This window comes from Virgibacillus salarius (assembly GCF_039521925.1).
Lineage (GTDB): Bacteria > Bacillota > Bacilli > Bacillales > Amphibacillaceae > Virgibacillus > Virgibacillus salarius.
The window spans coordinates 1-24554 of the sequence record NZ_BAAACY010000019.1 but is presented as its reverse complement, the minus strand read 5'-3'; the positions used below and the strand labels follow the sequence as shown (position 1 = coordinate 24554).

Genomic DNA, 24554 nt, shown 5'->3' with positions numbered 1-24554 from the left:
CTAGGGGCTGGCTCTATTGAGAGCCAACCTTACCTTTTGCTTTAGTTCTCTTCTACTTCTATATTGAGCTTACTTGCTTGCTGTGTTTCTTCTTCTTCCAATTCACGCATGTCGATTTCTTCTTCGTCACTTGAAAGCATTTTGACATCCATACCAAGACTTTGCAATTCTTTAATCAATACCTTGAAGGATTCTGGTACACCAGGTTCTGGTACATTATCACCTTTTACAATCGCTTCATATGTTTTAACACGACCGACAATATCATCTGATTTCACTGTTAAAATCTCCTGCAAGGTGTATGCCGCACCATAAGCTTCCAATGCCCAAACCTCCATCTCACCAAAGCGCTGACCACCAAATTGTGCTTTACCACCAAGTGGTTGCTGTGTAACAAGTGAATAAGGGCCTGTAGAACGAGCATGCAGCTTATCATCAACCATGTGCGCAAGCTTAATCATGTACATAACACCTACAGATACACGGTTGTCAAATGGTTCTCCTGATCTTCCATCATAAAGGATAGTCTTAGCATCTCTTGGCATACCTGCTTCTTCAAGCGTTTCCCACACATCTTCTTCTGTCGCACCATCAAATACCGGAGAAGCAACATGAATTCCTAGCTGTCTTGCAGCCATACCTAAATGTAATTCAAAAACCTGTCCGATATTCATTCGTGATGGTACCCCTAGTGGGTTAAGCATGATATCAATTGGTGTACCGTCTGGCAAGAATGGCATATCTTCTTCAGGTAAAATTTTGGATATAACACCTTTGTTACCGTGACGCCCGGCCATTTTATCTCCTTCGTGTATTTTACGTTTTTGAACGATATATACACGAACTAATTCGTTCACCCCAGGAGGTAACTCATCGCCATCTTCCCGATTAAAGATTTTAACATCCAACACAATTCCGCCAGCTCCATGTGGAACTCGTAAGGATGTATCACGAACTTCACGAGCTTTTTCACCAAAAATAGCGTGAAGTAAACGCTCTTCAGCGGATAATTCAGTAACCCCTTTAGGCGTCACTTTACCCACAAGTATATCACCGTCAGAAACTTCTGCACCGATACGAATAATTCCATATTCGTTAAGGTTCTTTAACGCTTCTTCCCCTACATTAGGAATATCACGTGTAATTTCTTCCGGTCCGAGCTTCGTATCACGTGCTTCCGATTCATACTCTTCAATATGAATAGATGTATACACGTCATCTTTTACGAGTCTTTCGCTCATGATAATCGCATCTTCATAGTTATAACCTTCCCAAGTCATAAATCCAACTAGAACATTACGGCCAAGCGCAAGCTCTCCGTCTTCCATGGAAGGACCGTCAGCAAGAATTTCACCTTTAGTTACGCGATTTCCTTCACTTACGATTGGGCGTTGGTTATAACATGTACCTTGGTTAGAGCGAATATATTTTTGTAGTTTGTAACGATCTAAATCGCCTTCTACTTCTTTTCCGTCCACAATAGAAATTCGACGAACATGAACTTCCTTCGCTTCAACACGTTCTACAATTCCTTCATGGCGGCAGATAATAGCGGCTCCAGAATCTTTTCCGTTTACATATTCCATACCAGTACCAACAATTGGCGCTTCAGGCTGCATTAATGGTACAGCTTGACGTTGCATGTTCGCACCCATTAACGCTCGGTTCGAGTCATCATTTTCTAAGAATGGAATACAAGCTGTTGCAGCTGAAACCACCTGTTTCGGAGAAACGTCCATGTAATCAATTTGATCACGAGGTACGATTGTGTTTTCACCACGGAAACGAGCAATAACTTCCTCATCCACAAAATGCCCCTCATCTGTTAACTTTGCATTTGCTTGGGCAACAACATAGTTATCCTCTTCATCTGCTGTTAGATAATCAATATGAGCTGTGACTCTACCCGTATCTGGATCCACACGACGGTACGGCGTTTCAATAAATCCAAATTTATTTACTTTAGCGAAACTCGATAATGAGTTAATTAAGCCGATATTCGGACCCTCAGGCGTCTCAATCGGGCACATTCGACCGTAGTGTGAATAGTGAACGTCTCGTACTTCGAAACCAGCTCGTTCACGAGTTAAACCACCAGGTCCTAACGCAGATAAACGACGTTTATGTGTTAGTTCTGCTAATGGGTTTGTTTGATCCATAAATTGAGACAACTGTGAGCTTCCAAAAAATTCTTTAATCGAAGCGATCACAGGACGAATATTAATCAGCTGTTGCGGCGTAATACTTGATGTGTCTTGAATAGACATTCGTTCACGCACAACACGCTCCATCCGAGATAACCCGATTCGGAACTGATTCTGTAATAACTCTCCAACAGAACGAAGACGACGGTTACCTAAATGGTCAATATCATCTGTATCGCCTACTTGATGAAGCAAGTTAAAGAAATAGCTAATTGCTGATAAAATATCCGCAGGCGTAATATTTTTAACACTTGTTTCAATTCCAGCATTTCCAATTACGTTAAGCTCTTTCTCACCACTTGGGTCAGTAGGATCAACTATTTTAATCGATTGAAGCAAAATTTGGTCGTCAAGCACACCGTCTTTAGGCTCAAGTGTTTTTTCACCAAGCTTCTCTTCTTCACGTTCCAAGTATGGAATTAATTTATTTAGTAGTTTTCTCTCTAGCTTATCGCCTTTCTCTGCTAGTACTTCGCCAGTCTCCTGATCAACAATTGTTTCGGCTAGTACTTGATTAAATAAACGATTTTTTATATGCAGCTTTTTGTTCATCTTGTAACGACCTACATGAGCAAGATCGTAACGTTTTGGATCAAAAAAGCGAGAGATTAATAAACTTTTTGCATTTTCAACAGTAGGTGGTTCTCCAGGACGTAACCGCTCATAGATTTCTAGCAACGCCTTTTCCGTTGTTTCTGTGTTATCCTTTTCAAGCGTATTTTTCAGGTACTCATTGTCTCCCAATAAGTCGATAATCTCCTGATCTGTACCAAAACCAAGTGCTCGTAGCAATACAGTTATCGGTAATTTACGCGTACGATCAATACGAACATGGACAACATCTTTTGCATCTGTTTCAAACTCCAACCATGCACCACGGTTCGGAATGACAGTTGCAGCTACGCCACGCTTTCCGTTTTTATCAATCTTTTCATTGTAGTAAACACTAGGTGATCGCACAAGCTGAGAAACGATTACACGTTCTGCGCCATTAATAACAAATGTTCCAGTGTCAGTCATTAATGGAAAATCACCCATAAATACTTCCTGCTCTTTCACTTCTCCGGTTTCATTATTAATTAATCGAACCTTCACACGAAGTGGAGCATTATACGTAACATCTCTTTCCTTTGATTCTCCTACAGGATATTTAGGCTCGCCTAAACTGTAGTCAACAAATTCCAGTGATAGATTGCCTGTAAAGTCCTCGATCGGCGAAATGTCTTGAAACATTTCTCGGAGACCCTCTTCTAAAAACCAATCATAAGAAGCGGTTTGGATCTCGATTAAATTCGGCAACTCTAATACTTCGCTGATACGTGCATAGCTTCTGCGCTGGCGGTGCCGTCCATACTGAACTAGTTGTCCTGTCAACTGCTTCACCCCTTAAATCATACATTTTTTCGTAGATTGTAATTCTACTCCAAATTTAATATAATTAGAAAAACCAATACAGAAGCAATTACTTCTTTTCGGCTTTTCGAATATTGGCTAACTGTGATTGTGCGAATAGCGTACAAAACATGCCTAACAAACTTGTAACAGATAATTACAAGTATATTATTTGGATCCTCTCAGCAATAGAATTCCAAAACAAACCACATGAAGCATATTTCAAAAATAAACGAAAAGCACATTGTATATACCAAATCTTTCCGATTTTACCAGTGTTTCCGAACTTTTATGAAATATACCTTATTATGTTATGAAATATCCTCTTGACATAAGAATCGCCATGTTAGCATTTTCCTATCTTATCATAAGTGAAGATACGGGTCAAACATTAATTGCCCGCATAATATAGTACCCTTTATTTTTAGCTACCACTTCCACTTCACGGAATAAAGCTTCTAATTTTTCTTTAGCGGAAGGAGCCCCTTGTTTCTTTTGAATAACCACCCATAGTTCTCCTTGCTTTAACAGCGCTCGCTGTGCTTCTTCAAACATTTGGTGTACAATCTTTTTTCCCGCACGAATCGGCGGATTAGTAAGAATCCCGGCAAATTGACGACTTGTGAATGCAGACATCCGATCACTCTGTACACACTCGATATTAGTAACCTCATTTTTTAAAGCATTTTCCTTCGCTAATGCAACAGCTCTTTCATTTATATCAGCCATTACAATTTTTCGATCCTTATATCGATCTGCTATTGCGATCCCAATTGGTCCATAGCCACAACCCAGATCCAAAAAATCCCCCGCAATTACCGGTTCATTAAATTGTTCAATTAATAGCCGACTTCCAAAATCAACTTCATTTTTAGAAAATACACCTACGTCACTTGTAAATGTATAGGATTTTCCATTCAATTGATAATTCCATGTCTTTGGTGAACTTTTAGTTTGGGGTTTTGGTGAAAAGTAATGCTCTGTCATATGGCACCTACTTTTATTAAAATATTGAAGGTAGTTATAGCAAGGTGCTTGAAGTAGAAGCATCTGCTCAAGTCTTAGCTTAAATGATATGATATATAGAGAGCCCGCCGTAATGGTTACGACGAGCTCCGTTGATGAAATTAATTACTTAACCTCTACACTTGCGCCTGCTTCTTCTAGCTTACCTTTAACTTCTTCAGCATCTTCTTTAGATACTGCTTCTTTAACTGCTTTCGGAGCGTTATCAACTAAGTCTTTTGCATCTTTTAGTCCAAGACCTGTGATTTCGCGTACAGCTTTAACAACTTTGATCTTAGAAGCACCAGCATCTGTAAGCACTACATCAAATTCAGTTTTCTCTTCAGCAGCATCTCCGCCGCCAGCTCCACCTGCTACTGCCACAGGTGCTGCAGCTGTTACTCCAAATTCTTCTTCAATTGCTTTAACTAAATCATTAAGTTCTAATACTGACATTTCTTTAACCGCTTCAATGATTTGTTCTTTAGTCATGATTAATTTCCTCCTAATTAAAATTAAATTTTGTTTTTATACCGTTAAAGCACAGATTATGCGCCTTGTTCTTCTTTTTGATCCGCAATTGCTTTTGTAGCATATGCAAGGTTGCGAATTGGTGCTTGAAGTACGCTAAGAAGCATAGAAACCATACCTTCGTAGTTTGGAAGATCTGCAAGTTCCTTAATTTGCTCAAGAGAAGCAACGCTTCCTTGAATTACTCCACCTTTGATTTCAAGCGCTTCATGTTGTTTAGCAAAATCATTGATAATTCTTGCTGGCGCTACTACATCATCATTACTGAATGCGATCGCAGACGGACCAACAAGCGTCTCACTAAGATCATTCAACTCAGCAGCTTCTACCGCACGACGAGTCATCGTGTTTTTGTAAACCTTGAATTCAATTCCTGCTTCACGTAATTGTTTACGTAATTCAGTAACCTCTGCTACATCAAGCCCACGATAGTCAACTACAACAGCTGTTTCGCTCGCTAGAAATTTATCTTTAATTTCTTCAACAAGTTGTTTCTTTTGCTCGATAATATTAGACATTCTTCCACCTCCTAAAAAATGATCATTATACCGTATACCCCACTCTGTTCGGAGCCATTAAAAAAAGCTCCCACGTAGACATGGGAGCTTATTATTACATTGGAATTCAATCGCTAATTACCAATTTTTATAAACACCTCGGCAGGATGATTAAGCAAATGCATGCCCCTGCTGTCTACGGTACAACGTATTCTTTTATCAACGTGAATCATTATAACTAATGTCGACAAAAACGTCAACTATTAATTATCGACGGACAAAGCCAGAAACGTCAACGCGGATTCCAGGTCCCATTGTAGAGGCCACAGAAGCATTCTTCATATACGTTCCTTTTGAAGCCTGAGGCTTAGCTTTAACTAAAGTGTCTGTAATTGCTTTGAAGTTTTCAATTAACTTTTCATTATCGAAAGAAATCTTACCAATCGGAACATGAATGTTAGCAGATTTATCAACGCGGTATTCTACTTTACCAGCTTTAATATCTTGAACTGCTTTCTCAACTTCAAACGTAACTGTTCCCGTTTTAGGATTCGGCATTAAGCCTTTTGGTCCTAACACACGTCCAAGTTTACCAACTTCAGCCATCATATCTGGAGTTGCAACAATGACATCAAACTCAAACCAACCTTGGTTGATTTTGTTAATGTAATCACTTTCTCCAACATAATCAGCGCCAGCAGCTTCTGCTTCTTTAGCTTTGTCACCTTTAGCAAAAACTAAAACACGCTGTGTTTTACCAGTTCCATGTGGAAGCACCATCGCTCCACGAATTTGTTGATCTGCTTTTTTAGGATCTACACCTAAACGAAAAGCAGCCTCTACTGTTTCGTCGAAGTTTGCTTTAGCTGTTTCTTTAACTAATGCAATCGCTTCGGCTACTTCATATGATTTCGTACGATCAACAAGCTTCAAAGCTTCTTGATGTTTTTTTCCTTTTTTAGCCATTTTATTTCCTCCTCAAATGTGGTTATAACGGTAATACCTCCCACTTATAAAAGCACGGTCGGCTTTTATAAAGCTCAAGAGGATAATTTGGTTCGAAATACCGAATTATCATCTTCACGAAAAAGGTTGCGAGAGGTAATCCAACCGCAACCTATACCGTATCAAGTAAAACAACCCAATCTGCATCGATTGGCTTCACAACCAAAAGACACTTCACCGCAAACGATATACCCCGCACATAGCAACGCTATGTCTAAGGAATCGATTACTAGTCCTCGATTGTGATACCCATGCTGCGCGCAGTTCCTTCAACCATGCGCATCGCTGCTTCTACATTAGCAGCATTTAAATCAGGCATTTTTGTTTCTGCGATTTCTTTTACTTTGTCGCGTTTTAATGTTGCGACTTTATTACGATTAGGCTCACCTGACGCAGTTTCAATACCAGCTGCTTTTTTCAACAGCACAGCTGCCGGTGGAGTTTTTGTAATAAATGTAAATGAACGGTCTTCAAACACCGTAATTTCAACAGGGATAATCATACCCGCTTGATCTTGCGTACGTGCGTTGAATTCTTTACAGAACCCCATGATATTAACACCTGCTTGACCTAATGCTGGTCCAACCGGCGGTGCTGGATTTGCTTTACCAGCTGGGATTTGTAATTTTACAAGCTTAATTACTTTTTTAGCCACGAGACACACCTCCTTAAAGTCCGTGATGTGGTAATAGGGTTCCAGTCGGTCCCCTCCCACTCCAATTTGCTCTATCCATCAGTAGGATAGATGCATGAATAACAAAAGAATTTTAGCATGAATAACAAAAAAATGCAAGGTATTGTCTAATATTCTCTATGAACTACGATAGTTTTTCAATTTGAGAGAAATCTAATTCTACCGGAGTCTCCCTACCAAACATATTTACATGAACCTTCACCTTCTGCTTATCCATATCGATATGCTCAATAGATCCTGTGAAATCTGTAAACGGTCCATCCGTTACACGAACATTTTCTTTTAATTCGAATTCAAACTGTACAACTGCCTCTGTAACACCCATACGCTTTAATACACTTTCCACTTCTTCAGGTAAAAGCGGGGTAGGCTTTGTCCCCCCACCACTAGATCCTATGAAACCAGTAACACCCGGTGTGTTTCTAACAACGTACCACGAATCATCCGTCATGATCATTTCAGTTAATACATAACCAGGGAAAAACTTCTTTTTGGATACTTTTTTCTTCCCATTCTTTATTTCCGTCTCTTCATCTTCTGGTACAATTACGCGGAAAATTTTATCTTCCATTCCCATTGATTGAACTCGCTTCTCTAAGTTCATTTTGACTTTATTCTCATAGCCAGAATACGTATGTACCACATACCAATTTTTCTCCATGTTTATCAGGACAACTTTATTTGTCCTTCCCTCCCTTTATTTGTAATTAGGTTTATATATGGACACAGGAGCATGGGCACCCCTATTAATACAACTCTGAGTTGAATTTTTCTAACAAACAGGTACCAATTCTTTTCCAATTTAAAAAACCCGACGTTGACCGGGTTTTCAAATGACTCATATTATTTATCATTATAGCATATTTGTAAAATAAATATTCAAGTATATTATAGCAAATTCAAAATTTGTGTGATTCCAAGATCAATTAAAAAGAAAAACAACGCTACAAACGCTACTGTAGTAATTACAGTAATGGTATAACTAGTTAACTCTTTGCCTTTTGGCCAGCTAACTTTTTTCATTTCTCTTGAAACGTTTTTAAAAAAACGAAACATGTTCGTACCCCCTAGACCTGAAAATCTTGGCTTTTTCGTGTTTATTTATTAGTAAAGCCATAAATTTATATAAAACCCCATTTACTATATCGTTCCATCGGAGTCTATTTCGTCTCACGGTGCAACGTGTGTCTGCCACAAGTTTTACAATATTTTTTCACTTCTAGCCGCGCAGGCTGAGTGGATACATTTTTATGCGTTGTATAGTTTCTGCTTGAACATTCTGCACATGCCAAAGTTATTTTTTTATTCATTATATCACCTCTATTGAGGGATTTTTCTATATTAACTCTAGCATGGTTACAAAAATGTGTCAATGCATCCTATTGTGATACCTCGCTACCTTCCATGAGCTGCTCCAACTTCCGCTTGACACGTTGGAGTGCATTATCAATAGATTTGACATGCCGCTTAAGCTCGACAGATATCTCCTGATATGTCCTCCCATCTAAATACAGATGTAGAACCTTCTTTTCTAATTCGCTCAATAATTCAGATAATTTTATTTCCATATCACCATATTTCTCTCTATTAACCAAAAGTTCTTGTGGATCTATGGCTTTTGAACCTGCAATGACATCTAATAATGTACGGTCAGTTTCTTCATCATAAATTGGCTTGTCCAAAGATACATAGGAGTTGAGTGGAATATGCTTTTGTCGAGTAGCAGTTTTGATTGCGGTTATAATTTGCCTTGTCACACACAATTCTGCAAAGGCTTTAAACGATGATAGCTTGTCCCCATCATAATCGCGAACAGCTTTATAAAGGCCAATCATCCCCTCTTGGATAATATCTTCTTTATCCGCACCAATTAAGAAATACGTGCGAGCCTTAGCTCGGACGAAATTTCTGTACTTATGTATTAAGTAATCAAGCGCTTGGCTATTTCCTCGATGAATAAGCTCTACAATCCCCTCATCATCCAGCATACTTAAGCTCTTATTGTCAAAATCTAATTGGTTGGCACTCACCAAGTATGACCCCCTGACTACACCGCAGTCACTTTAAAGCTTATTATACAGGAAGCGCTTTACAATAGTCAACAGAGCATAGACCCAGACAGGCGCGGTTTAATCTGAGTTTTACATTTCTCCCCTGCGCCATCTTTCAAATTTTTCCAGAACATCTCGATTAAGTTTTATTTTAGACGATGCTTGTTTTTTATGGTGCGTTTCTATTGTTTCTTCAATTTCTCTTTCTATATTTTGAGACTCAATTAATAATTCTCGTGCCGATTTACGTAAAGCTCCGCTGCCAAATATCGTCCTTTGTTCTGCATAATCAGATGTTGCAACATAAACCTGTGTCTGGATATTCATTAATTCTTTAACTAGCTTTTCAATACATTCGTCGGCCGTTTCTTTTTCCTTTGTAAATATAATCTCTATATTATATAAATTTGTTTTATTAGCAATACCTCGAACATAATAAGCATCAAACACAATAATGACTCTATATCCCGAATAAGCCTGGTATTCAGCCAATAATTCAATAAGTCGATCACGTGCTTGTCCAATATCATGTTCTTTCAATTTTTGCAATTCTTCCCAAGCGCCAATTATATTATAACCATCAACTACCACAACAATCATCGCTATTCACCAACAGGGTACCTTTTGCGATAAACCTCATATAGCAATAAACTACAAGCCACAGAAGCATTCAACGAAGAAACCTGCCCTATCATGGGAAGACCTACCGTCCAATCACATTTTTTTCGCACAAGACGGCTCATCCCTTTCCCTTCATTACCAATTACAAGGACGATAGGTAATGCACCCTCAAGCTTACGATAATCTTCTGTAGCATTTGCTTCTGTGCCAACCACCCAAACATTACGCTCCTTTAGTTCATCGATGGTACTGGCGATATTGGTAACTCTAGCTACTGGCACATGCTCTATTGCTCCCGCAGCCGTTTTCGCCACCGTAGCAGTTAAACCTACAGAACGCCGTTTCGGTATAATTACTCCATGAGCTCCCACCGCATCAGCAGTACGTAATATCGAGCCTAGGTTATGCGGATCTTCTAATTCATCTAAGATAATAAAAAAGGCAGCCTCCGCTTTTTGGTCTGCACGTAGAAATAAATCGTCCACCGTAGCATAAGGATAAGAGGCAACGTAAGCTATTATTCCTTGATGATTTCCATTCGATAATTGATCTAGTTTAGCCTTTGGGACCTTTTGTACGATTGTCCCAGCGGACTTGCCAAGTTGAAATAATTTTCCTTGTGCAGAAGCGTTTAAATGCTCTGAAATAAGTACTTTATTAACAGAACGTCCGGACTTCAATGCCTCTATCACTGGATTTTTCCCAATAATTATTTCTTGTTCCAAGGCTTTTCACTCCTTTCTGTAAATTCAACCGCTTCCCTCATGAGGTGCTTCAACCGCTCGTCGTTTTTTTGTAAATAATGGTATCCTATCAATGCCTCAAAAGCTGTGCTATATCGATAGGTTTGGACACTAATATTTTTAGGAATAGACCCTGACTTAGCATTACGACCTCTGGAGACAATTTTTACTTCCTCTTCCGTTAAATAATCTTGTTCCAGCCAATATAATACAACATTTGCTTGAGCCTTTCCTGACACAAAATTAACTGCTTTTTGATGTAATTGCTGTGGTTTCACCTGCCCAAGCTGCAGGAGATGCTCCCTTATATACACTTCGTAGACAGCATCCCCCATATAGGCAAGGGCAAGACTCTTCATTTGTTTAACATCCAAATTCATAACTAGCCTCTTTTCCAACGAACCCCTTGAGGCGTATCTTCTAAAATAATATTTTTATCCTTTAGCATATCTCTAATTTCATCCGCTCGAGCAAAATCACGATGCTTCCTTGCTTCGTTTCTTTCTTCAATCAATGATTCAATGTCCTCATCGAGTAAATCCTCTTCTACTTTCAGCTCTATTCCCAATACATAAAGGAATGATCGGATTGTTTCCTGAAATTCTTCAATAACATCACTAGACGTTTGTTTAGCTTGCAAGTAAACATTAGCATCCTTGGCCACATCAAACAATACAGAAATAGCATTTGCTGTATTAAAATCATCATCCATGTCAGCCTCAAATTGTTGTTTCCACACCGTAATTTTCTGCATCCATTCGTCCTGGTGGTCCACTAAATTCACACTCGATGATTTCCGGTGTTCCAGATTAAAATAAGCCGTTTTAATTCGGTCTAGGCTATTCTTGGCACTTTCCAATAACTCCTCAGTGAAATTAATCGGATGACGATAATGTACACTTAACATAAAGAAACGAAGTACCTGCGGATCATGCTTATTAATTAAATCTCTTGTTAACACAAAATTCCCTAATGATTTAGACATCTTCTCATTGTCTATATTAATATACCCATTGTGCATCCAATAGTTCGCAAAGGTTTTTCCATTCCTAGCCTCTGATTGAGCGATTTCGTTCTCATGGTGAGGGAAAGCTAGATCCTGCCCGCCAGCATGAATATCAATGGTATCACCTAAATATTTTTTGACCATTGCAGAGCATTCTATATGCCACCCCGGCCGACCTCTACCCCATGGTGAATCCCAAGATATTTCCCCATCCTTCACATGTTTCCATAGCGCAAAATCTAAAGGATCCTGTTTCTTCTCTCCCACTTGAATACGCGCACCTGAGCGTAACTCATCAATGGATTGATGAGATAGTTTGCCGTATCCATCAAACGTACGCGGTTTAAAATAGACGTCTCCCGCCGCCTCATAAGCGAATCCTTTATCTATAAGCACTTGTATAAACGCGATAATATCATCCATTGTTTCTGTTACACGCGGATTATGGGTTGCTTCTTTCACACCTAGAGCATCAACATCTTCTAAATATGCGGTAATAAACTTACTGGCCACATCTGGCACTTCCTGGCCTAACTCATTCGCAGCCTTAATTAACTTGTCATCAACGTCTGTAAAGTTTAAAACATAATCTACTTTATACCCTTTGTATTCAAAGTATCGACGAACCGTATCAAAAACAATCGCTGGTCTAGCATTTCCGATATGAATGTAGTTATATACAGTAGGCCCGCAAACATAGATACTTACGGCACCCTCTTTTAACGGGATAAAGGTTTCTTTCTGTCGAGTAAGTGTATTAAAAATCTGAATCGTCATTCTACTTCCCTTCCTTCAATTTAGCAATTTCGTCCTTTAATGCATCTATTTCATTTTGTAAATGCTCACAACGACTAGCAACTGGATCAGGCATCTTGTGATGATCGAGATCCCTTCTCATTTTTTCACCATTTTGCTTTACTACTTTCCCAGGAACTCCAACGACCGTGGAATGATCGGGTACATCACGAAGTACGACAGATCCACCACCAACTTTTGCATTCTCTCCTATTGTAATTGAGCCAAGTACCTTGGCTCCTGTCGCAATTAATGCATTATTTTTTACAGTCGGGTGACGTTTTCCTTTTTCTTTACCAGTCCCCCCTAATGTTACACCTTGAAAAATGGTTACATTATCACCTATTTCACAAGTTTCCCCAATAACGACTCCCATACCGTGATCAATGAATAAACGACGGCCAATTCGAGCACCTGGATGAATTTCAATCCCTGTAAAGAATCGGCTCACTTGTGATATGCAACGTGCAATGAAAAACATTCTTCGCTTATAAAATGCATGTGCAATGCGGTGAGACCAAACAGCATGCAGCCCTGAATACGTTAAAAATACCTCAATATATGTTCGAGCTGCTGGATCTTGTTCAAACACAACATCCATATCTTCCTTCAATCGTCTCCATATCCCCACTTCATTAACCTCCTCACCCCAAGAAAAATATGCCATGATTATATTCAAATCCACCGCTTTTATAATAGAACAAAAGCGCAAACGCTCAATTAGAAACGTAGCGACTACAGCGAGTCAACAGAGATAAAGGAATCACGGTAAGCTTGCGAGCCGATGTTGACTTAGATTAGGGTGATTCTTGTAGTCGCCTAGCTTCTGGGCGCTGGAACTGGACGTGGCTCAAACACGCCCATATTTATCTACATGGGCAAATTTTATCATTTCCTTAGACTATAAAAAACGCCTCTGTGTATGATTACTCAGAGACGCTTTTGCGCGGTTCCACTCTGTTTGAAGGCTAAAATTATCCTTCCAACTTCACCCTTATAACGGTAGAGTTCCGCCGTTATGTACTCATTTCCATAACGGACTCAAAGGGGCACTTCAAAAACGGATCTTAGAACCACTCACAGCCAAGGTGGATCTCTCTGAATAAGCCTCACGTTTCCTACTTTTCCTTGTCATCGTTCAATATTGTAGTAATACTATATTACATTTTATGCAGAATGTGAATTATTAAGCTTCTAATTTGTTTAACACCTTATCTAAGCGCGACAGAACAGCCGCTTTCCCTAGTAATTCAATCGCCATAGGAAGCTCAGGGCCATGTGTCTGACCGGTTGTAGCTACTCTAATTGGCATAAACAACTTTTTGCCACGATGTCCAGTTTCCTTTTGCGTGGCTTTGATTTGAGCCTTAATAGAATCTTTCGTAAAGTCATCCAAATGAATTAACTTATCTGTAAATACTTGTAGTACTTCTGGAACCTGCTCCTCTTGAAGCACATCCATTGCACCTTCATCAAGCGACAATTCCTCATTAAAGAAAAGATCTGTTAACTCTACAATCTCTGCTCCATATCTTAATTGTTCTTTGTATAGAGCAATCACCTGTTCAGCCCACTGTTTCTTTTCATCACTTATTTGCTGTGGTAATTTCCCAGCTTCCACCAAATGCGGCATTGCAAGCTCAATGACATCCTTTAAATCTGCCGCTTTAATATATTCATTATTCATCCATTTTAATTTATGACGATCAAAAATCGCAGCTGAAGTAGACAATCGTTCAGGATCAAAGATATCAATTAATGTATCTTTATCAAAAATTTCTTCCTCTCCAACAGGCGACCATCCTAATAAAGCAATGAAGTTAAAAAGCGTCTCTGGTAAATAACCAAGGTTATAGTACTGCTCAATAAATTGCAAAATGTGCTGGTCTCGCTTGCTCAGCTTTTTCCGTTCTTCATTTAAAATAAGCGTCATATGTCCAAATTGCGGTGCGTCCCAATCAAACGCATTGTAAACCATCATTTGCTTCGGCGTATTGGAAATATGTTCCTCTCCTCGAAGTACATGCGTTATTTCCATTAAGTGATCATCAATAGCAACAGCAAAATTATACGTAGGTATACCATTTTTCTTCACAATAACCCAATCACCAAAATCACTGGATTCAAACGTAATTTCGCCTCTAACGATGTCATTAAATGTATATGTTTCATTTTCCGGAACTCTCATACGAATACTTGGTTGACGTCCTTCTTTTTCAAATGCTGTGATTTGTTCTTCGCTTAAATCACGATGCGCACCCGAATACTTAGGTACTTGCCCACTCGCACGTTGCTGTTCTCTTTCTGCCTCAAGCTCTTCTTCCGTCATATAGCATTTATAAGCCAAGCCTCTTTCTAATAGCTCGTCCACATATTTTTGATATAAATCAAGACGCTCCATTTGACGGTAGGGACCGTATTCGCCGCCTATATCTGCTCCTTCATCCCATTCGACACCTAGCCATTGAAGAAACTTCAGCTGACTCTCTTCACCACCAGCCACATTTCGTTTATCATCTGTGTCTTCAATACGAATAACCATTTTCCCGTTAAAATGTTTCGCATATAAATAGTTAAATAATGCTGTACGTGCGTTTCCGATATGCAAATGACCTGTTGGGCTTGGTGCATAACGTACACGAACCTGGTTTGTCATGGTTCTGCCCCTTTCTATTCTTCAAACATAATGTAAATTGAATCACTAATCTTTTTGAGCCAAAATAGTATATATATAGTATAACAAAAGTGATAACAATGACATGTTATCACTTTTTTCTATCCTCTATAAGTTATACCCTTTTTATAGTGCTTTTTCAAGTAATTTTGGCTTGGCAAATATCATTCTACCGGCAGATGTTTGCAACACACTGGTAATTAAAACTTCAATTGTTTTTCCAATATAATCTCTACCTTCTTCCACAACAATCATCGTTCCGTCGTCAAGGTAGGCAATTCCTTGGTTATGTTCTTTACCATCTTTAATCACTTGAACAACAAGCTCTTCGCCAGGTAGTACAACTGGCTTCACAGCATTTGCCAGATCATTAATATTTAAGACAGGAACACCTTGTAGATCACAGACCTTATTTAAATTAAAATCATTGGTAACAACAATTCCATCAATTACCTTTGCTAATTTAATAAGCTTACTATCCACTTCATGGATATCCTCAAAATCACCTTCATAAATTTCCACTTTTACAGGTAATTCTTTTTGAATTCGATTTAATACATCGAGCCCTCTTCGACCTCTGTTCCTTTTTAACACATCAGAAGAGTCTGCAATATGTTGCAACTCACCAAGTACAAATTGCGGAATAACAATTGTCCCTTCAAGAAAACTCGTTTGGCAAATATCCGCTACACGACCATCAATAATGACACTTGTATCCAGTATTTTAGCTTTAGGTTGAATCGTTTGTGTATACTCCGTATCAGACGGTTTGCGTTTCTCTCGTTCTTTTTTATTAATGTTTAATAAATTTACAAATTCATCTCTACGTCTAAACCCGACTTGAAAACCAAAATACCCCAATAATATTGTGATAAATAGCGGTAAAACTTGAGATACTAGTTCAATATTGATATCTGTTAACGGTATATTTATTAGAAAAGCAATAACTAATCCTACCATTAACCCTAAACTTCCAAAAAACAAATCACCAACAGGCAATTTTATAAGTGCTTCTTCTACCCACTTTAAAAACCCTACAATATAATCCCCAAGCCAATATGAAATGAGAAAGAAAATAATTGCACCGATTATTGTTCCTGCATATGGTGATGATACCCAGTTTGCATTAGTAATATCCAATAAGTTTACAATATCCGGGATATATAAATACCCAACGGTACCACCCATGATAACAAAAAATAAATGAACTATTTTTTTCAGCACCACTGCCACCTCCTACCTTATATTATTGCCTACGATAGAAAAAAATAATCCTTCAAAAGTAATAAAATAAGCTATTATATCAACTAAATCATAGCACAGCTAAAATTAACATTCAAATATATAAAAATAAAATTATATCATATAAGTAATCCAATAGCAATGAATTTAGGAGCAAAAGTGCAAGCACCCGATTTGAAACGTACCGACTGGAGCGAGTCAACGGAGATAAAGGAAGCACGGTGAGCTTGCGAGCCAATAATGACTTATCCTAGGGTCATTCGTGATGTCGCTTCGTTTCTGGGCGCTGGAGCTGGACGCGGCTCAACATGCGCCTATTTATCCATAAGGGAAAATTTTATTATTTCCAAGACTTAACTACCTGCTGACTCCAATATTTAATGCTTGTTGAACGGATTCTACACCGATAACCTCAATACTATCTGGAACTGTCCAACCGTCCAAATTATTTTTTGGACAAATAACGCGCTTAAAACCTAGCTTTGCCGCTTCTTGAACTCGTTGTTCGATACGAGATACACGTCTAATCTCTCCCGTTAATCCAACTTCTCCAACAAAAATATCATCAGGCTTTGTTGGTTGATCACGAAAACTCGATGCAATACTTACTGCTATTGCTAAATCAATCGCGGGTTCATCCAATTTTACGCCACCTGCTACTTTTATATAGGCGTCCTGATTCTGTAACATAAGTCCAACACGCTTCTCCAGCACTGCCATAAGCAGCGGAACACGATTATGATCAATCCCTGTTGCCATCCTCCGTGGGTTCCCAAAGGCTGAAGGTGAAATCAACGCTTGAATTTCAACAAGCACAGGCCTTGTTCCTTCCATAGAAGCAACAACAGTTGACCCAGCAGCTCCTTGTGAGCGCTCTTCTAGGAAGATTTCAGAAGGATTCATTACTTCCCTTAGTCCTTCTTCTTTCATTTCAAATATCCCCATCTCATTCGTACTACCGAAACGATTTTTCACCCCACGTAAAATACGATACGTATGATGCCGCTCTCCTTCAAAATAAAGAACCGCATCAACCATGTGCTCTAACAGCCTGGGACCAGCTATAGCCCCTTCCTTTGTTACATGTCCCACAATAAAAATAGGAATGCCATTTGATTTTGCCAGCTTCATCAGCTCTGCCGTGCATTCGCGAACCTGTGAAACACTTCCCGGTGCACTTGAAACCTCTTCCCGAAAAATCGTCTGGATAGAATCAATAACAACAAAAGAAGGCTTAATGGCTTCTACTTGATTGGATATATCTAATAAATTTGTTTCCGCTAATACATAAAGTAAATCCGCTTTAACACCTAAACGGTCTGCTCGTAGCTTCGTTTGCCTTGTAGATTCCTCTCCAGATATATAAAGGACAGGTAATTGCTTATCCGCTAATTGCGCTGAGATCTGTAAAAGTAATGTAGACTTTCCAATACCCGGATCGCCACCAATCAACACCAATGACCCTGGTACGATTCCGCCTCCTAATACGCGGTTAAATTCCTTCATAGAGGTTGTTACACGTGGTTCCTCTTCTGATTCGATAGAAGTGATTTTCTCTGGCTTGCCGACGGTAGATCTAGCACCTGTTTGAAAAGCCTGCTTATGTCGACCTCCAGTTATCTCTACTTCCTCTACAAAGGTATTCCAATTGTGACATCCAGGACATTTCCCCATCCATTTAGGGGATTCATAGCCACATTCCTGACAAACATATTTCGTTTTTCGCTTTGCCAATTTTCTCTACCCCTTCACTTATCTATTATATACGATTATTGCAATGATAAAGTTACAGGTTCCTATCAATTTAATCAATAATTTCCATAGTCTTGCCACAAATTCCTGCTTCCCTTATAAGAATCGTTCCTTATTACTAAAAAACATGAATACCTTATTCATTTACGCTATACTCCTAAGTGACTTTTTCCCCACAAACAAAAGAATATGCATGGCCTCGAGTACCTATACAGTATTTATGTTAGCTAATCGTTTAAGAAAAGGATTAGTCTCACACTTATTTATATAAAGAAAACTGGAATATACAAGACTCCTGCAGAAAGAGAAACAGTTTGCAGACCTAACATGAGTGTTGTACCCACAATAGGAGGCTGAACCATTTCATGCAAGAAGCGAGTATATTCCAGTTATGTAGGTACAGGCTACTTTTTGGATAGCCCCTTTCCCTACTTTTTTGCTTATCATCGTCTATGGAAGAATAATAAATTCACCTTTATTATTCAGGCCAATTTTCACTTTTTGACCTTTTTGGATTGTCTCCTTAAGTAATTCTTCTGATAAGAGATCTTCGATATTTTTTTGAATCGAACGGCGTAACGGTCGTGCTCCGTATTCGGGATCAAAACCTTCATTAGCAATTTTATCTAACGCTTTATCTGTTAACGAAAAATCAATATCCTGTTCTTTAAGCCGTTGCTGTAACTGTTCAATCATTAACGTTACAATATTCTTCATATGTTTTTTCTCTAATGAATGGAATACGATGGTCTCATCAATACGGTTCAAGAATTCTGGACGAAATGCCTTTTTCAATTCTTCTGTAACCTTAGATTTCATATCTTTATAATCTTGACCATTTTCCTCCAAATTAAAGCCGACATATTTATTACGTTTTAACTCATTTGCACCAACATTAGATGTCATAATTAATACCGTGTTGCGGAAATCAACTACGCGACCTTTCGAGTCAGTTAAACGGCCATCCTCTAGTACTTGTAATAGAATATTAAATACTTCTGGGTGTGCCTTCTCCACTTCATCAAGTAATACAACAGAATATGGCTTTCTACGAACCTTTTCTGTAAGCTGACCACCTTCATCATAGCCAACATAACCAGGAGGTGAACCTACCAAACGAGACGTAGCATGTTTTTCCATATACTCTGACATGTCAATACGAATCATAGCATCCTCATCAGCAAACATTGCTTCGGCTAGTGCTCGAGCAAGTTCCGTTTTCCCTACACCTGTTGGTCCTAAGAAGATAAAAGAACCTATCGGACGTTTTGGATCTTTTAAGCCTGCACGAGCTCTTCTGATAGCTTTCGAAATTGCATTCACAGCTTCTTCTTGACCAATCACACGATTATGAAGCGTATCTTCCATATTCAGCAATCGTTCGCTTTCATCCTTTGTCAATTTAGAAACCGGTACACCAGTCCATGTAGAAACGACACTAGCAATATCTTCTATAGTTACTTCCGAATCGGTTTGTCCTTGCTTTTCTTTCCACTCATTCTTTGTTTCTTCTAATTCTTCACGAAGTCGTTGTTCAGAATCACGAAGCGATGCTGCTTTTTCAAATTCCTGACTTTGTACAGCCGCATCCTTTTCTTTTCTTACTTCTTCCAGCTTTTGTTCTAGTTCCTTTAAATTAGGTGGTACCGTGTAGGAGCGTAAGCGTACCTTCGATCCAGCCTCGTCAATCAAGTCGATAGCTTTATCTGGTAAAAAGCGGTCTGTAATATAACGATCAGATAGACTTGCAGCTGCTTCAATCGCTTCATCGGTTATCGTCACGCGATGATGTGCTTCATAACGATCACGTAAACCATTTAAAATTTGGACGGTTTCCTCTAACGTCGGTTCATCTACCTGTATAGGTTGAAATCTACGTTCTAGCGCTGCATCTTTTTCAATATATTTACGGTACTCGTCAAGCGTTGTAGCTCCAATACACTGAAGCTCCCCACGGGCTAATGAGGGTTTTAGAATATTTGATGCATCAATCGCACCTTCAGCCCCTCCTGCGCCAATTAATGTATGCAACTCATCAATAAACAGTATAATATTTCCAGCCTGGCGAATCTCTTCCATAACCTTCTTTAATCGATCTTCAAATTCTCCACGATATTTTGTTCCCGCTACAACTGTACCCATATCCAGTGTCATCACTCGTTTGTCTCGTAATGTCTCTGGCACTTCGTTATTAATAATTTGCTGTGCAAGCCCTTCGGCTACGGCAGTCTTACCTACACCTGGTTCACCAATTAAAACTGGATTATTCTTAGTTCTACGACTTAACACTTGAATAACGCGCTCAATTTCTTTGCTACGGCCAATAACGGGGTCAATATTACCTTCTTTCGCACTTACCGTTAAATCACGAGCAAGTGAATCAAGCGTCGGCGTGTTTGCATTAGATTGTTGACCGCGCCCCTGTCTGTTAGCCTGGGATTCATTACTTCCAAGCAATTGTAGCACTTGTTGTCTAGCTTTATTTAGGCTAACACCTAAATTATTTAATACACGAGCAGCAACACCTTCTCCTTCACGAATAAGACCAAGCAATATATGCTCTGTACCTACATAGGAGTGGCCAAGCTTTCTTGCTTCATCCTGAGATAGCTCCACAACCTTTTTGGCACGGGGTGTATAATGTATTGACTGCATCGGTTGTTTGCCAACACCAATTAGCTTTTCAACCTCTTCTTGTATTTTTGAAATTTCCAGCCCTAAAGATTGCAATGCTTTTGCCGCAATCCCCTCTCCTTCACGTACAAGTCCAAGGAGGATATGTTCTGTACCAATATTATTATGGCCTAATCGTACGGCTTCTTCTTGAGATAAAGCTAACACCTTTTGTGCTCTTTCTGTAAAACGTCCAAACATCATATAAAAAATTCCTCCTATCTATTTCTCTAATTGTAAACGTTGGCGAATAAGTGATGCTCGTAATATATCACGTTCATTCGCTGTCAATGTCTTTTTGGCATATTGTTGTAGGAATCCTGGCTGAGTAAGTATCATTAATTCATTGAGGATATTTCGTGAAACATTTTTCACAAGGCCTAAATCAATTCCTAGGCGTACATTAGATAAGCATTTAGCAGCTTCTTTCGACTCCATGATCCTAGCATATTCCAAAACACCAAAGGAACGATAAATTCTATCCTCCATTTTGTCACTTGATTGCTCCATTAATTGTTTTCTAGCATATCTTTCATGCTCTATGAGCTGTTTTACGACACTTTGTAAATCCTCCACAATATCTTCTTCTGATTTTCCAAGTGTAATTTGATTAGATATTTGAAAAATATTACCTTGCGCTTCACTACCTTCTCCATAAATACCGCGGACTACAAGCCCTAACTGATTAATGGCAGGTATCATACGATTTATTTGTTTTGTTAAAACAAGAGCTGGTAGATGCATCATGACAGATGCACGCATCCCAGTACCTACATTAGTAGGGCAGCTCGTAAGGTATCCTCTTGTTTCATCAAAGGCATAATTAATTTTTTCTTCTAACCAATCATCAAATTCAAATGCCTTTTGCAACGCCTTAGATAATTGAAATCCTGGAAAGTACAGTTGCAAACGAATATGATCTTCCTCGTTGATCATCAAGGACACCTGTTCATTCTCAGAAATAAGTGTTGCAGCTGACTCTGAGTGCTTTGCCAATAATGGGCTGATTAAATGTTTTTCTACTAGTACGCGTTTCTCAACTGCTGATAAGTCCCGGATAGAAATAAAGGAAATATTCTTATACTCGCTAAATGACTGATTTTCATATTTCTCTTTAAAGAAATTCCTTATTTCTTCTAATTGATTTGGCTCAGCAAGAATTGGATAAGCAATATTTGCAAAGTTCCTTGCAAGGCGAATACGACTACTTAGTACAATATCGCTATCTGGTCCTTCCTCCCTCATCCAAGGGCTAATAGCCTTATTCATAAATTGCTGTAGTGTCATGTATGATCACCTGCTCCCGAATCATCTTGCGCATGATTTAACGCTTTAATTTTATCTCTTATTTTAGCAGCCTCTTCAAATTCCTCATTCTCCACCAGCGTTTTTAGTTTTACTTTTAATTCTTCTGCTTGCTTCTTCTTATGCAAATCCCCACCTTGGCGTTTAGGGATTTTTCCGCTATGCTTTGTATTACCAGCATGTACTCGTCGGAAAATAGGGTCCAGACGATGATTAAACGTTTCGTAGCAAAGCGCACATCCAAATTTCCCTATTTGTTTGAATTCCGAGAAGGTCATTTCACATTTAGGACACTGTAGCTCTTTTACTTGCTGATAGGCTGACCCTTGAGGTCCCGCCATATTTGATGTATCAAAGTTAAAGAGCCCAGAAAGTAAATTATGCAATGAATATCCATCTTCTGGATATGTCAAATATCCTTTTTCTTTTGCACAAACTTTACATACATGCACTTCCATCTTTTGTCCCTGAATCAATTGTGTAAAGTGCAGTGTAGCAGGTCGTTCATGACATTCCTGGCATTCCATTTGCATTCCCCCCTACTTATTCAAATACTTTAGCGTATTCAGCATCGTTGTAAGTATGCGCGCACGAATTTCATCTCGTAAAGGCAATTGAAATGCGAGTGTATTTCTATCAATAGCACTCAGCATAATTTTTGCTTCGCGTTCTGTAATAAGATTTTCTTCCAATAGCCTTTCTAACACATCGACAGATTTTTGTTGAGAAACTGTTGGATTAATCATTTCAATTATTTCATTGATTAATTCTGATTTATCTTGATGAATTACTCGCATAATACGAATATATCCACCACCACCACGTTTACTCTCCACTATATATCCTTTTTCCACAGTAAAGCGCGTATTAATCACATAATTTATCTGTGAGGGGACACATTGAAATTGATCAGCGATCTCGCTTCGTTTAATTTCAATCACATTTTTTCCTTTAGCCTGAAGTATCTGTTTTAAATAATTTTCTATCACATCTGAAATATTACTCATATGCCCACCCCCTTTTTAGCTGCATCCTTTGACTTTGACTATCTTTGACTTTACCTTTATTATACGTCAAAATCGAGAAGATGCAAATACCTTGTTCTATGTTTATTCTAGACAAAAATCACCATTACGAAACCTATGAATGAACGAGATCTCTATCATTTCTTCTATTAAAAAAAGAACCTTACACCATATTATATGTTGTAAAGTTCTTCTAGCAGCCCCATTTACTTAAGCTCAGATATATTTTTCACATGATCTACTTTAGAAATTTCCTCAAATAAAGAAATTCGATCTAGATCTGGCTTTCTTTCTATTTTAATAAAAATATTTCGCAAGTCGTTTTCTATTTTAATAATCTCTACTTTTTTTATGGTTAAATCGAATTTTTCCAACGCTGAAACAAGCTCATTCACCTTTAGATCGGGTAAGGTGACAATCTCAATTAAGTGGGAAGTCCCCCCTTTGTAAATAGTCGCTCAAAATTATTAAGAAAAATTAAACTTAGTAAAATGATAAATGTCGTAAAAACAGCAGCTGCGTACATGCCGGCACCAACCACAAGCCCTATACCAGCAACTGTCCATATGGAAGCAGCAGTTGTTAAACCGCGAATTGCGCCACCATAAACAATAATTGTTCCTGCTCCCAGAAAACCTATCCCGCTTATTACATAGGATGGTATTCTCGCAGGATCGAATCGAACGTTATCATACTCCATAAATGACTCAAATCCAAATAAGGAAAGTAGCATCATTAAACAGGCTCCGACCCCAACTAAGATATGTGTGCGAAAACCGGCTGAATGATTCTTTACTTCTCTTTCAAATCCAATTAACCCAGAAAGAACTAACGCAATTAATACACGTAACATAATAAGATAAAAATGATCACCCAATAATTCGTCTAAAAAAGCTTGCAATTTTCGCACCCCCCTGTCCATTTTTCCCTTCATTTTACATGAATCTAAATAAAAGGTATAGTGGCATCTTTTTATATTTTTCTCTTATATATATGATTAAACCTTGCTATTTATCATAATACTACTGGCCAAATATTTTACATAAGAACAAATGGAGCGAGTCAACGGAGGTAAAGGAATCACGGTGAGCTTGCGAGCCGATGATGACTTAGATTAGGGTTATTCGTGAAGTTACCTTGTTTCTGGGTGCTAGAGCCGGGTGGACGCGGCTCAACACGCCCATATTTATACACAGGATCAAATTTAATTAATTCCTAGACTACAAAAAAGACTGAGTAAAAAAATTCACTCAGTCTTCCTTCTTGTTCGCCTGGCGGCGTCCTACTCTTGCAGGGGCAAAGCCCCAACTACCATCGGCGCTGGAGAGCTTAACTTCTG

The 24554-nt window shown here is 38.7% G+C and carries 22 protein-coding genes, 1 pseudogene and 2 other annotated features; all 23 genes and pseudogenes read right to left on the bottom strand.

All coding sequences use genetic code 11. The features are described 5' to 3' along the window. Positions 1 to 41: 41 nt before the first annotated feature. The gene (gene rpoB, locus ABDZ84_RS03300) at positions 42 to 3578 is read right to left on the bottom strand and encodes a DNA-directed RNA polymerase subunit beta (RefSeq protein WP_026680226.1); all 3537 of its coding nucleotides are present in this window, start codon (positions 3576 to 3578) and stop codon (positions 42 to 44) included. A gap of 402 nt (positions 3579 to 3980) precedes the next feature. After that, positions 3981 to 4583 carry a class I SAM-dependent methyltransferase gene (locus ABDZ84_RS03295; RefSeq protein ID WP_026680225.1) on the bottom strand — a complete coding sequence of 201 codons (603 nt, stop codon included), beginning with the start codon at positions 4581 to 4583 and terminating at the stop codon, positions 3981 to 3983. A gap of 144 nt (positions 4584 to 4727) precedes the next feature. Further along, positions 4728 to 5093: a 50S ribosomal protein L7/L12 gene (gene rplL, locus ABDZ84_RS03290; protein WP_026680224.1), complete on the bottom strand. Its 366-nt coding sequence runs from the start codon at positions 5091 to 5093 to the stop codon at positions 4728 to 4730. 56 nt (positions 5094 to 5149) lie between these two features. Next, positions 5150 to 5650: a 50S ribosomal protein L10 gene (rplJ, locus tag ABDZ84_RS03285; protein WP_026680223.1), complete on the bottom strand. Its 501-nt coding sequence runs from the start codon at positions 5648 to 5650 to the stop codon at positions 5150 to 5152. Positions 5651 to 5701: 51 nt separating this feature from the next. Further along, positions 5702 to 5849, bottom strand: a sequence feature (ribosomal protein L10 leader region). 47 nt (positions 5850 to 5896) lie between these two features. Beyond that, entirely contained in the window at positions 5897 to 6595 is a 699-nt protein-coding gene (rplA, locus tag ABDZ84_RS03280) for a 50S ribosomal protein L1 (protein ID WP_026680222.1), read from the bottom strand. A gap of 268 nt (positions 6596 to 6863) precedes the next feature. Then, entirely contained in the window at positions 6864 to 7289 is a 426-nt protein-coding gene (gene rplK / locus ABDZ84_RS03275; protein WP_026680221.1) for a 50S ribosomal protein L11, read from the bottom strand. Between the two features lie 163 nt (positions 7290 to 7452). Continuing rightward, positions 7453 to 7989 (bottom strand): transcription termination/antitermination protein NusG, encoded by a 537-nt coding sequence (gene nusG / locus ABDZ84_RS03270; RefSeq protein WP_026680220.1) that lies wholly within the window; start codon positions 7987 to 7989, stop codon positions 7453 to 7455. Between the two features lie 227 nt (positions 7990 to 8216). Then, a complete protein-coding gene (gene secE / locus ABDZ84_RS03265) occupies positions 8217 to 8384 on the bottom strand; it encodes a preprotein translocase subunit SecE (RefSeq protein WP_026680219.1) in 168 nt (55 codons plus the stop codon). Between the two features lie 104 nt (positions 8385 to 8488). Next, a complete protein-coding gene (gene rpmG / locus ABDZ84_RS03260) occupies positions 8489 to 8638 on the bottom strand; it encodes a 50S ribosomal protein L33 (protein WP_080668626.1) in 150 nt (49 codons plus the stop codon). 69 nt (positions 8639 to 8707) lie between these two features. After that, positions 8708 to 9358, bottom strand: coding sequence for an RNA polymerase sporulation sigma factor SigH (gene sigH / locus ABDZ84_RS03255; RefSeq protein ID WP_318279744.1), 651 nt, complete (start codon positions 9356 to 9358; stop codon positions 8708 to 8710). A 111-nt stretch (positions 9359 to 9469) separates the two neighbouring features. After that, positions 9470 to 9979 carry an NYN domain-containing protein gene (locus ABDZ84_RS03250; protein WP_026680217.1) on the bottom strand — a complete coding sequence of 170 codons (510 nt, stop codon included), beginning with the start codon at positions 9977 to 9979 and terminating at the stop codon, positions 9470 to 9472. A gap of 2 nt (positions 9980 to 9981) precedes the next feature. Beyond that, entirely contained in the window at positions 9982 to 10725 is a 744-nt protein-coding gene (rlmB, locus tag ABDZ84_RS03245; RefSeq protein ID WP_026680216.1) for a 23S rRNA (guanosine(2251)-2'-O)-methyltransferase RlmB, read from the bottom strand. Beyond that, positions 10710 to 11123, bottom strand: coding sequence for a Mini-ribonuclease 3 (locus ABDZ84_RS03240; protein WP_026680215.1), 414 nt, complete (start codon positions 11121 to 11123; stop codon positions 10710 to 10712). Before ABDZ84_RS03240 ends, rlmB begins: the two co-directional genes overlap by 16 nt. Before the next feature lie 2 nt (positions 11124 to 11125). Then, positions 11126 to 12526, bottom strand: coding sequence for a cysteine--tRNA ligase (gene cysS / locus ABDZ84_RS03235; protein WP_026680214.1), 1401 nt, complete (start codon positions 12524 to 12526; stop codon positions 11126 to 11128). Between the two features lies 1 nt (position 12527). Further along, positions 12528 to 13169 (bottom strand): serine O-acetyltransferase, encoded by a 642-nt coding sequence (gene cysE / locus ABDZ84_RS03230; RefSeq protein WP_034678611.1) that lies wholly within the window; start codon positions 13167 to 13169, stop codon positions 12528 to 12530. A gap of 304 nt (positions 13170 to 13473) precedes the next feature. Beyond that, positions 13474 to 13688: a binding site (T-box leader), on the bottom strand. A gap of 42 nt (positions 13689 to 13730) precedes the next feature. Next, a complete protein-coding gene (gltX, locus tag ABDZ84_RS03225; protein ID WP_026680212.1) occupies positions 13731 to 15200 on the bottom strand; it encodes a glutamate--tRNA ligase in 1470 nt (489 codons plus the stop codon). 144 nt (positions 15201 to 15344) lie between these two features. Further along, on the bottom strand, positions 15345 to 16442 hold the full coding sequence (locus ABDZ84_RS03220) for a PIN/TRAM domain-containing protein (RefSeq protein WP_026680211.1): 1098 nt from the start codon (positions 16440 to 16442) through the stop codon (positions 15345 to 15347). A 375-nt stretch (positions 16443 to 16817) separates the two neighbouring features. Next, positions 16818 to 18194 (bottom strand): DNA repair protein RadA, encoded by a 1377-nt coding sequence (gene radA / locus ABDZ84_RS03215; protein ID WP_026680210.1) that lies wholly within the window; start codon positions 18192 to 18194, stop codon positions 16818 to 16820. A gap of 468 nt (positions 18195 to 18662) precedes the next feature. After that, on the bottom strand, positions 18663 to 21089 hold the full coding sequence (gene clpC, locus ABDZ84_RS03210) for an ATP-dependent protease ATP-binding subunit ClpC (RefSeq protein WP_026680209.1): 2427 nt from the start codon (positions 21087 to 21089) through the stop codon (positions 18663 to 18665). Positions 21090 to 21107: 18 nt separating this feature from the next. After that, on the bottom strand, positions 21108 to 22172 hold the full coding sequence (gene mcsB, locus ABDZ84_RS03205; RefSeq protein WP_121604285.1) for a protein-arginine kinase McsB: 1065 nt from the start codon (positions 22170 to 22172) through the stop codon (positions 21108 to 21110). Then, positions 22169 to 22717: a protein-arginine kinase activator protein McsA gene (gene mcsA / locus ABDZ84_RS03200; RefSeq protein WP_026680207.1), complete on the bottom strand. Its 549-nt coding sequence runs from the start codon at positions 22715 to 22717 to the stop codon at positions 22169 to 22171. The genes mcsB and mcsA overlap by 4 nt, the downstream gene beginning before the upstream one ends. A gap of 12 nt (positions 22718 to 22729) precedes the next feature. Beyond that, positions 22730 to 23197 (bottom strand): CtsR family transcriptional regulator, encoded by a 468-nt coding sequence (locus ABDZ84_RS03195; RefSeq protein ID WP_026680206.1) that lies wholly within the window; start codon positions 23195 to 23197, stop codon positions 22730 to 22732. Positions 23198 to 23421: 224 nt separating this feature from the next. After that, positions 23422 to 24068: pseudogene (locus ABDZ84_RS03190) on the bottom strand (MgtC/SapB family protein). Positions 24069 to 24554: the final 486 nt, after the last annotated feature.

Bases quoted from the DNA above. Each gene is read 5' to 3' on its own strand.
- mcsA (WP_026680207.1), bottom strand. From the start codon at position 22,717: ATGGAATGCCAGGAATGTCATGAACGACCTGCTACACTGCACTTTACA.
- ABDZ84_RS03240 (WP_026680215.1), bottom strand. From the start codon at position 11,123: ATGAATTTGGATGTTAAACAAATGAAGAGTCTTGCCCTTGCCTATATG.
- nusG (WP_026680220.1), bottom strand. From the start codon at position 7,989: ATGGAGAAAAATTGGTATGTGGTACATACGTATTCTGGCTATGAGAAT.
- cysS (WP_026680214.1), bottom strand. From the start codon at position 12,526: ATGACGATTCAGATTTTTAATACACTTACTCGACAGAAAGAAACCTTT.
- clpC (WP_026680209.1), bottom strand. From the start codon at position 21,089: ATGATGTTTGGACGTTTTACAGAAAGAGCACAAAAGGTGTTAGCTTTA.
- ABDZ84_RS03295 (WP_026680225.1), bottom strand. From the start codon at position 4,583: ATGACAGAGCATTACTTTTCACCAAAACCCCAAACTAAAAGTTCACCA.
- rpmG (WP_080668626.1), bottom strand. From the start codon at position 8,638: ATGAATAAAAAAATAACTTTGGCATGTGCAGAATGTTCAAGCAGAAAC.
- gltX (WP_026680212.1), bottom strand. From the start codon at position 15,200: ATGACAAACCAGGTTCGTGTACGTTATGCACCAAGCCCAACAGGTCAT.
- secE (WP_026680219.1), bottom strand. From the start codon at position 8,384: ATGTTTCGTTTTTTTAAAAACGTTTCAAGAGAAATGAAAAAAGTTAGC.
- ABDZ84_RS03250 (WP_026680217.1), bottom strand. From the start codon at position 9,979: ATGATTGTTGTGGTAGTTGATGGTTATAATATAATTGGCGCTTGGGAA.
- rplA (WP_026680222.1), bottom strand. From the start codon at position 6,595: ATGGCTAAAAAAGGAAAAAAACATCAAGAAGCTTTGAAGCTTGTTGAT.
- rplL (WP_026680224.1), bottom strand. From the start codon at position 5,093: ATGACTAAAGAACAAATCATTGAAGCGGTTAAAGAAATGTCAGTATTA.
- rplJ (WP_026680223.1), bottom strand. From the start codon at position 5,650: ATGTCTAATATTATCGAGCAAAAGAAACAACTTGTTGAAGAAATTAAA.
- mcsB (WP_121604285.1), bottom strand. From the start codon at position 22,172: ATGACACTACAGCAATTTATGAATAAGGCTATTAGCCCTTGGATGAGG.
- ABDZ84_RS03195 (WP_026680206.1), bottom strand. From the start codon at position 23,197: ATGAGTAATATTTCAGATGTGATAGAAAATTATTTAAAACAGATACTT.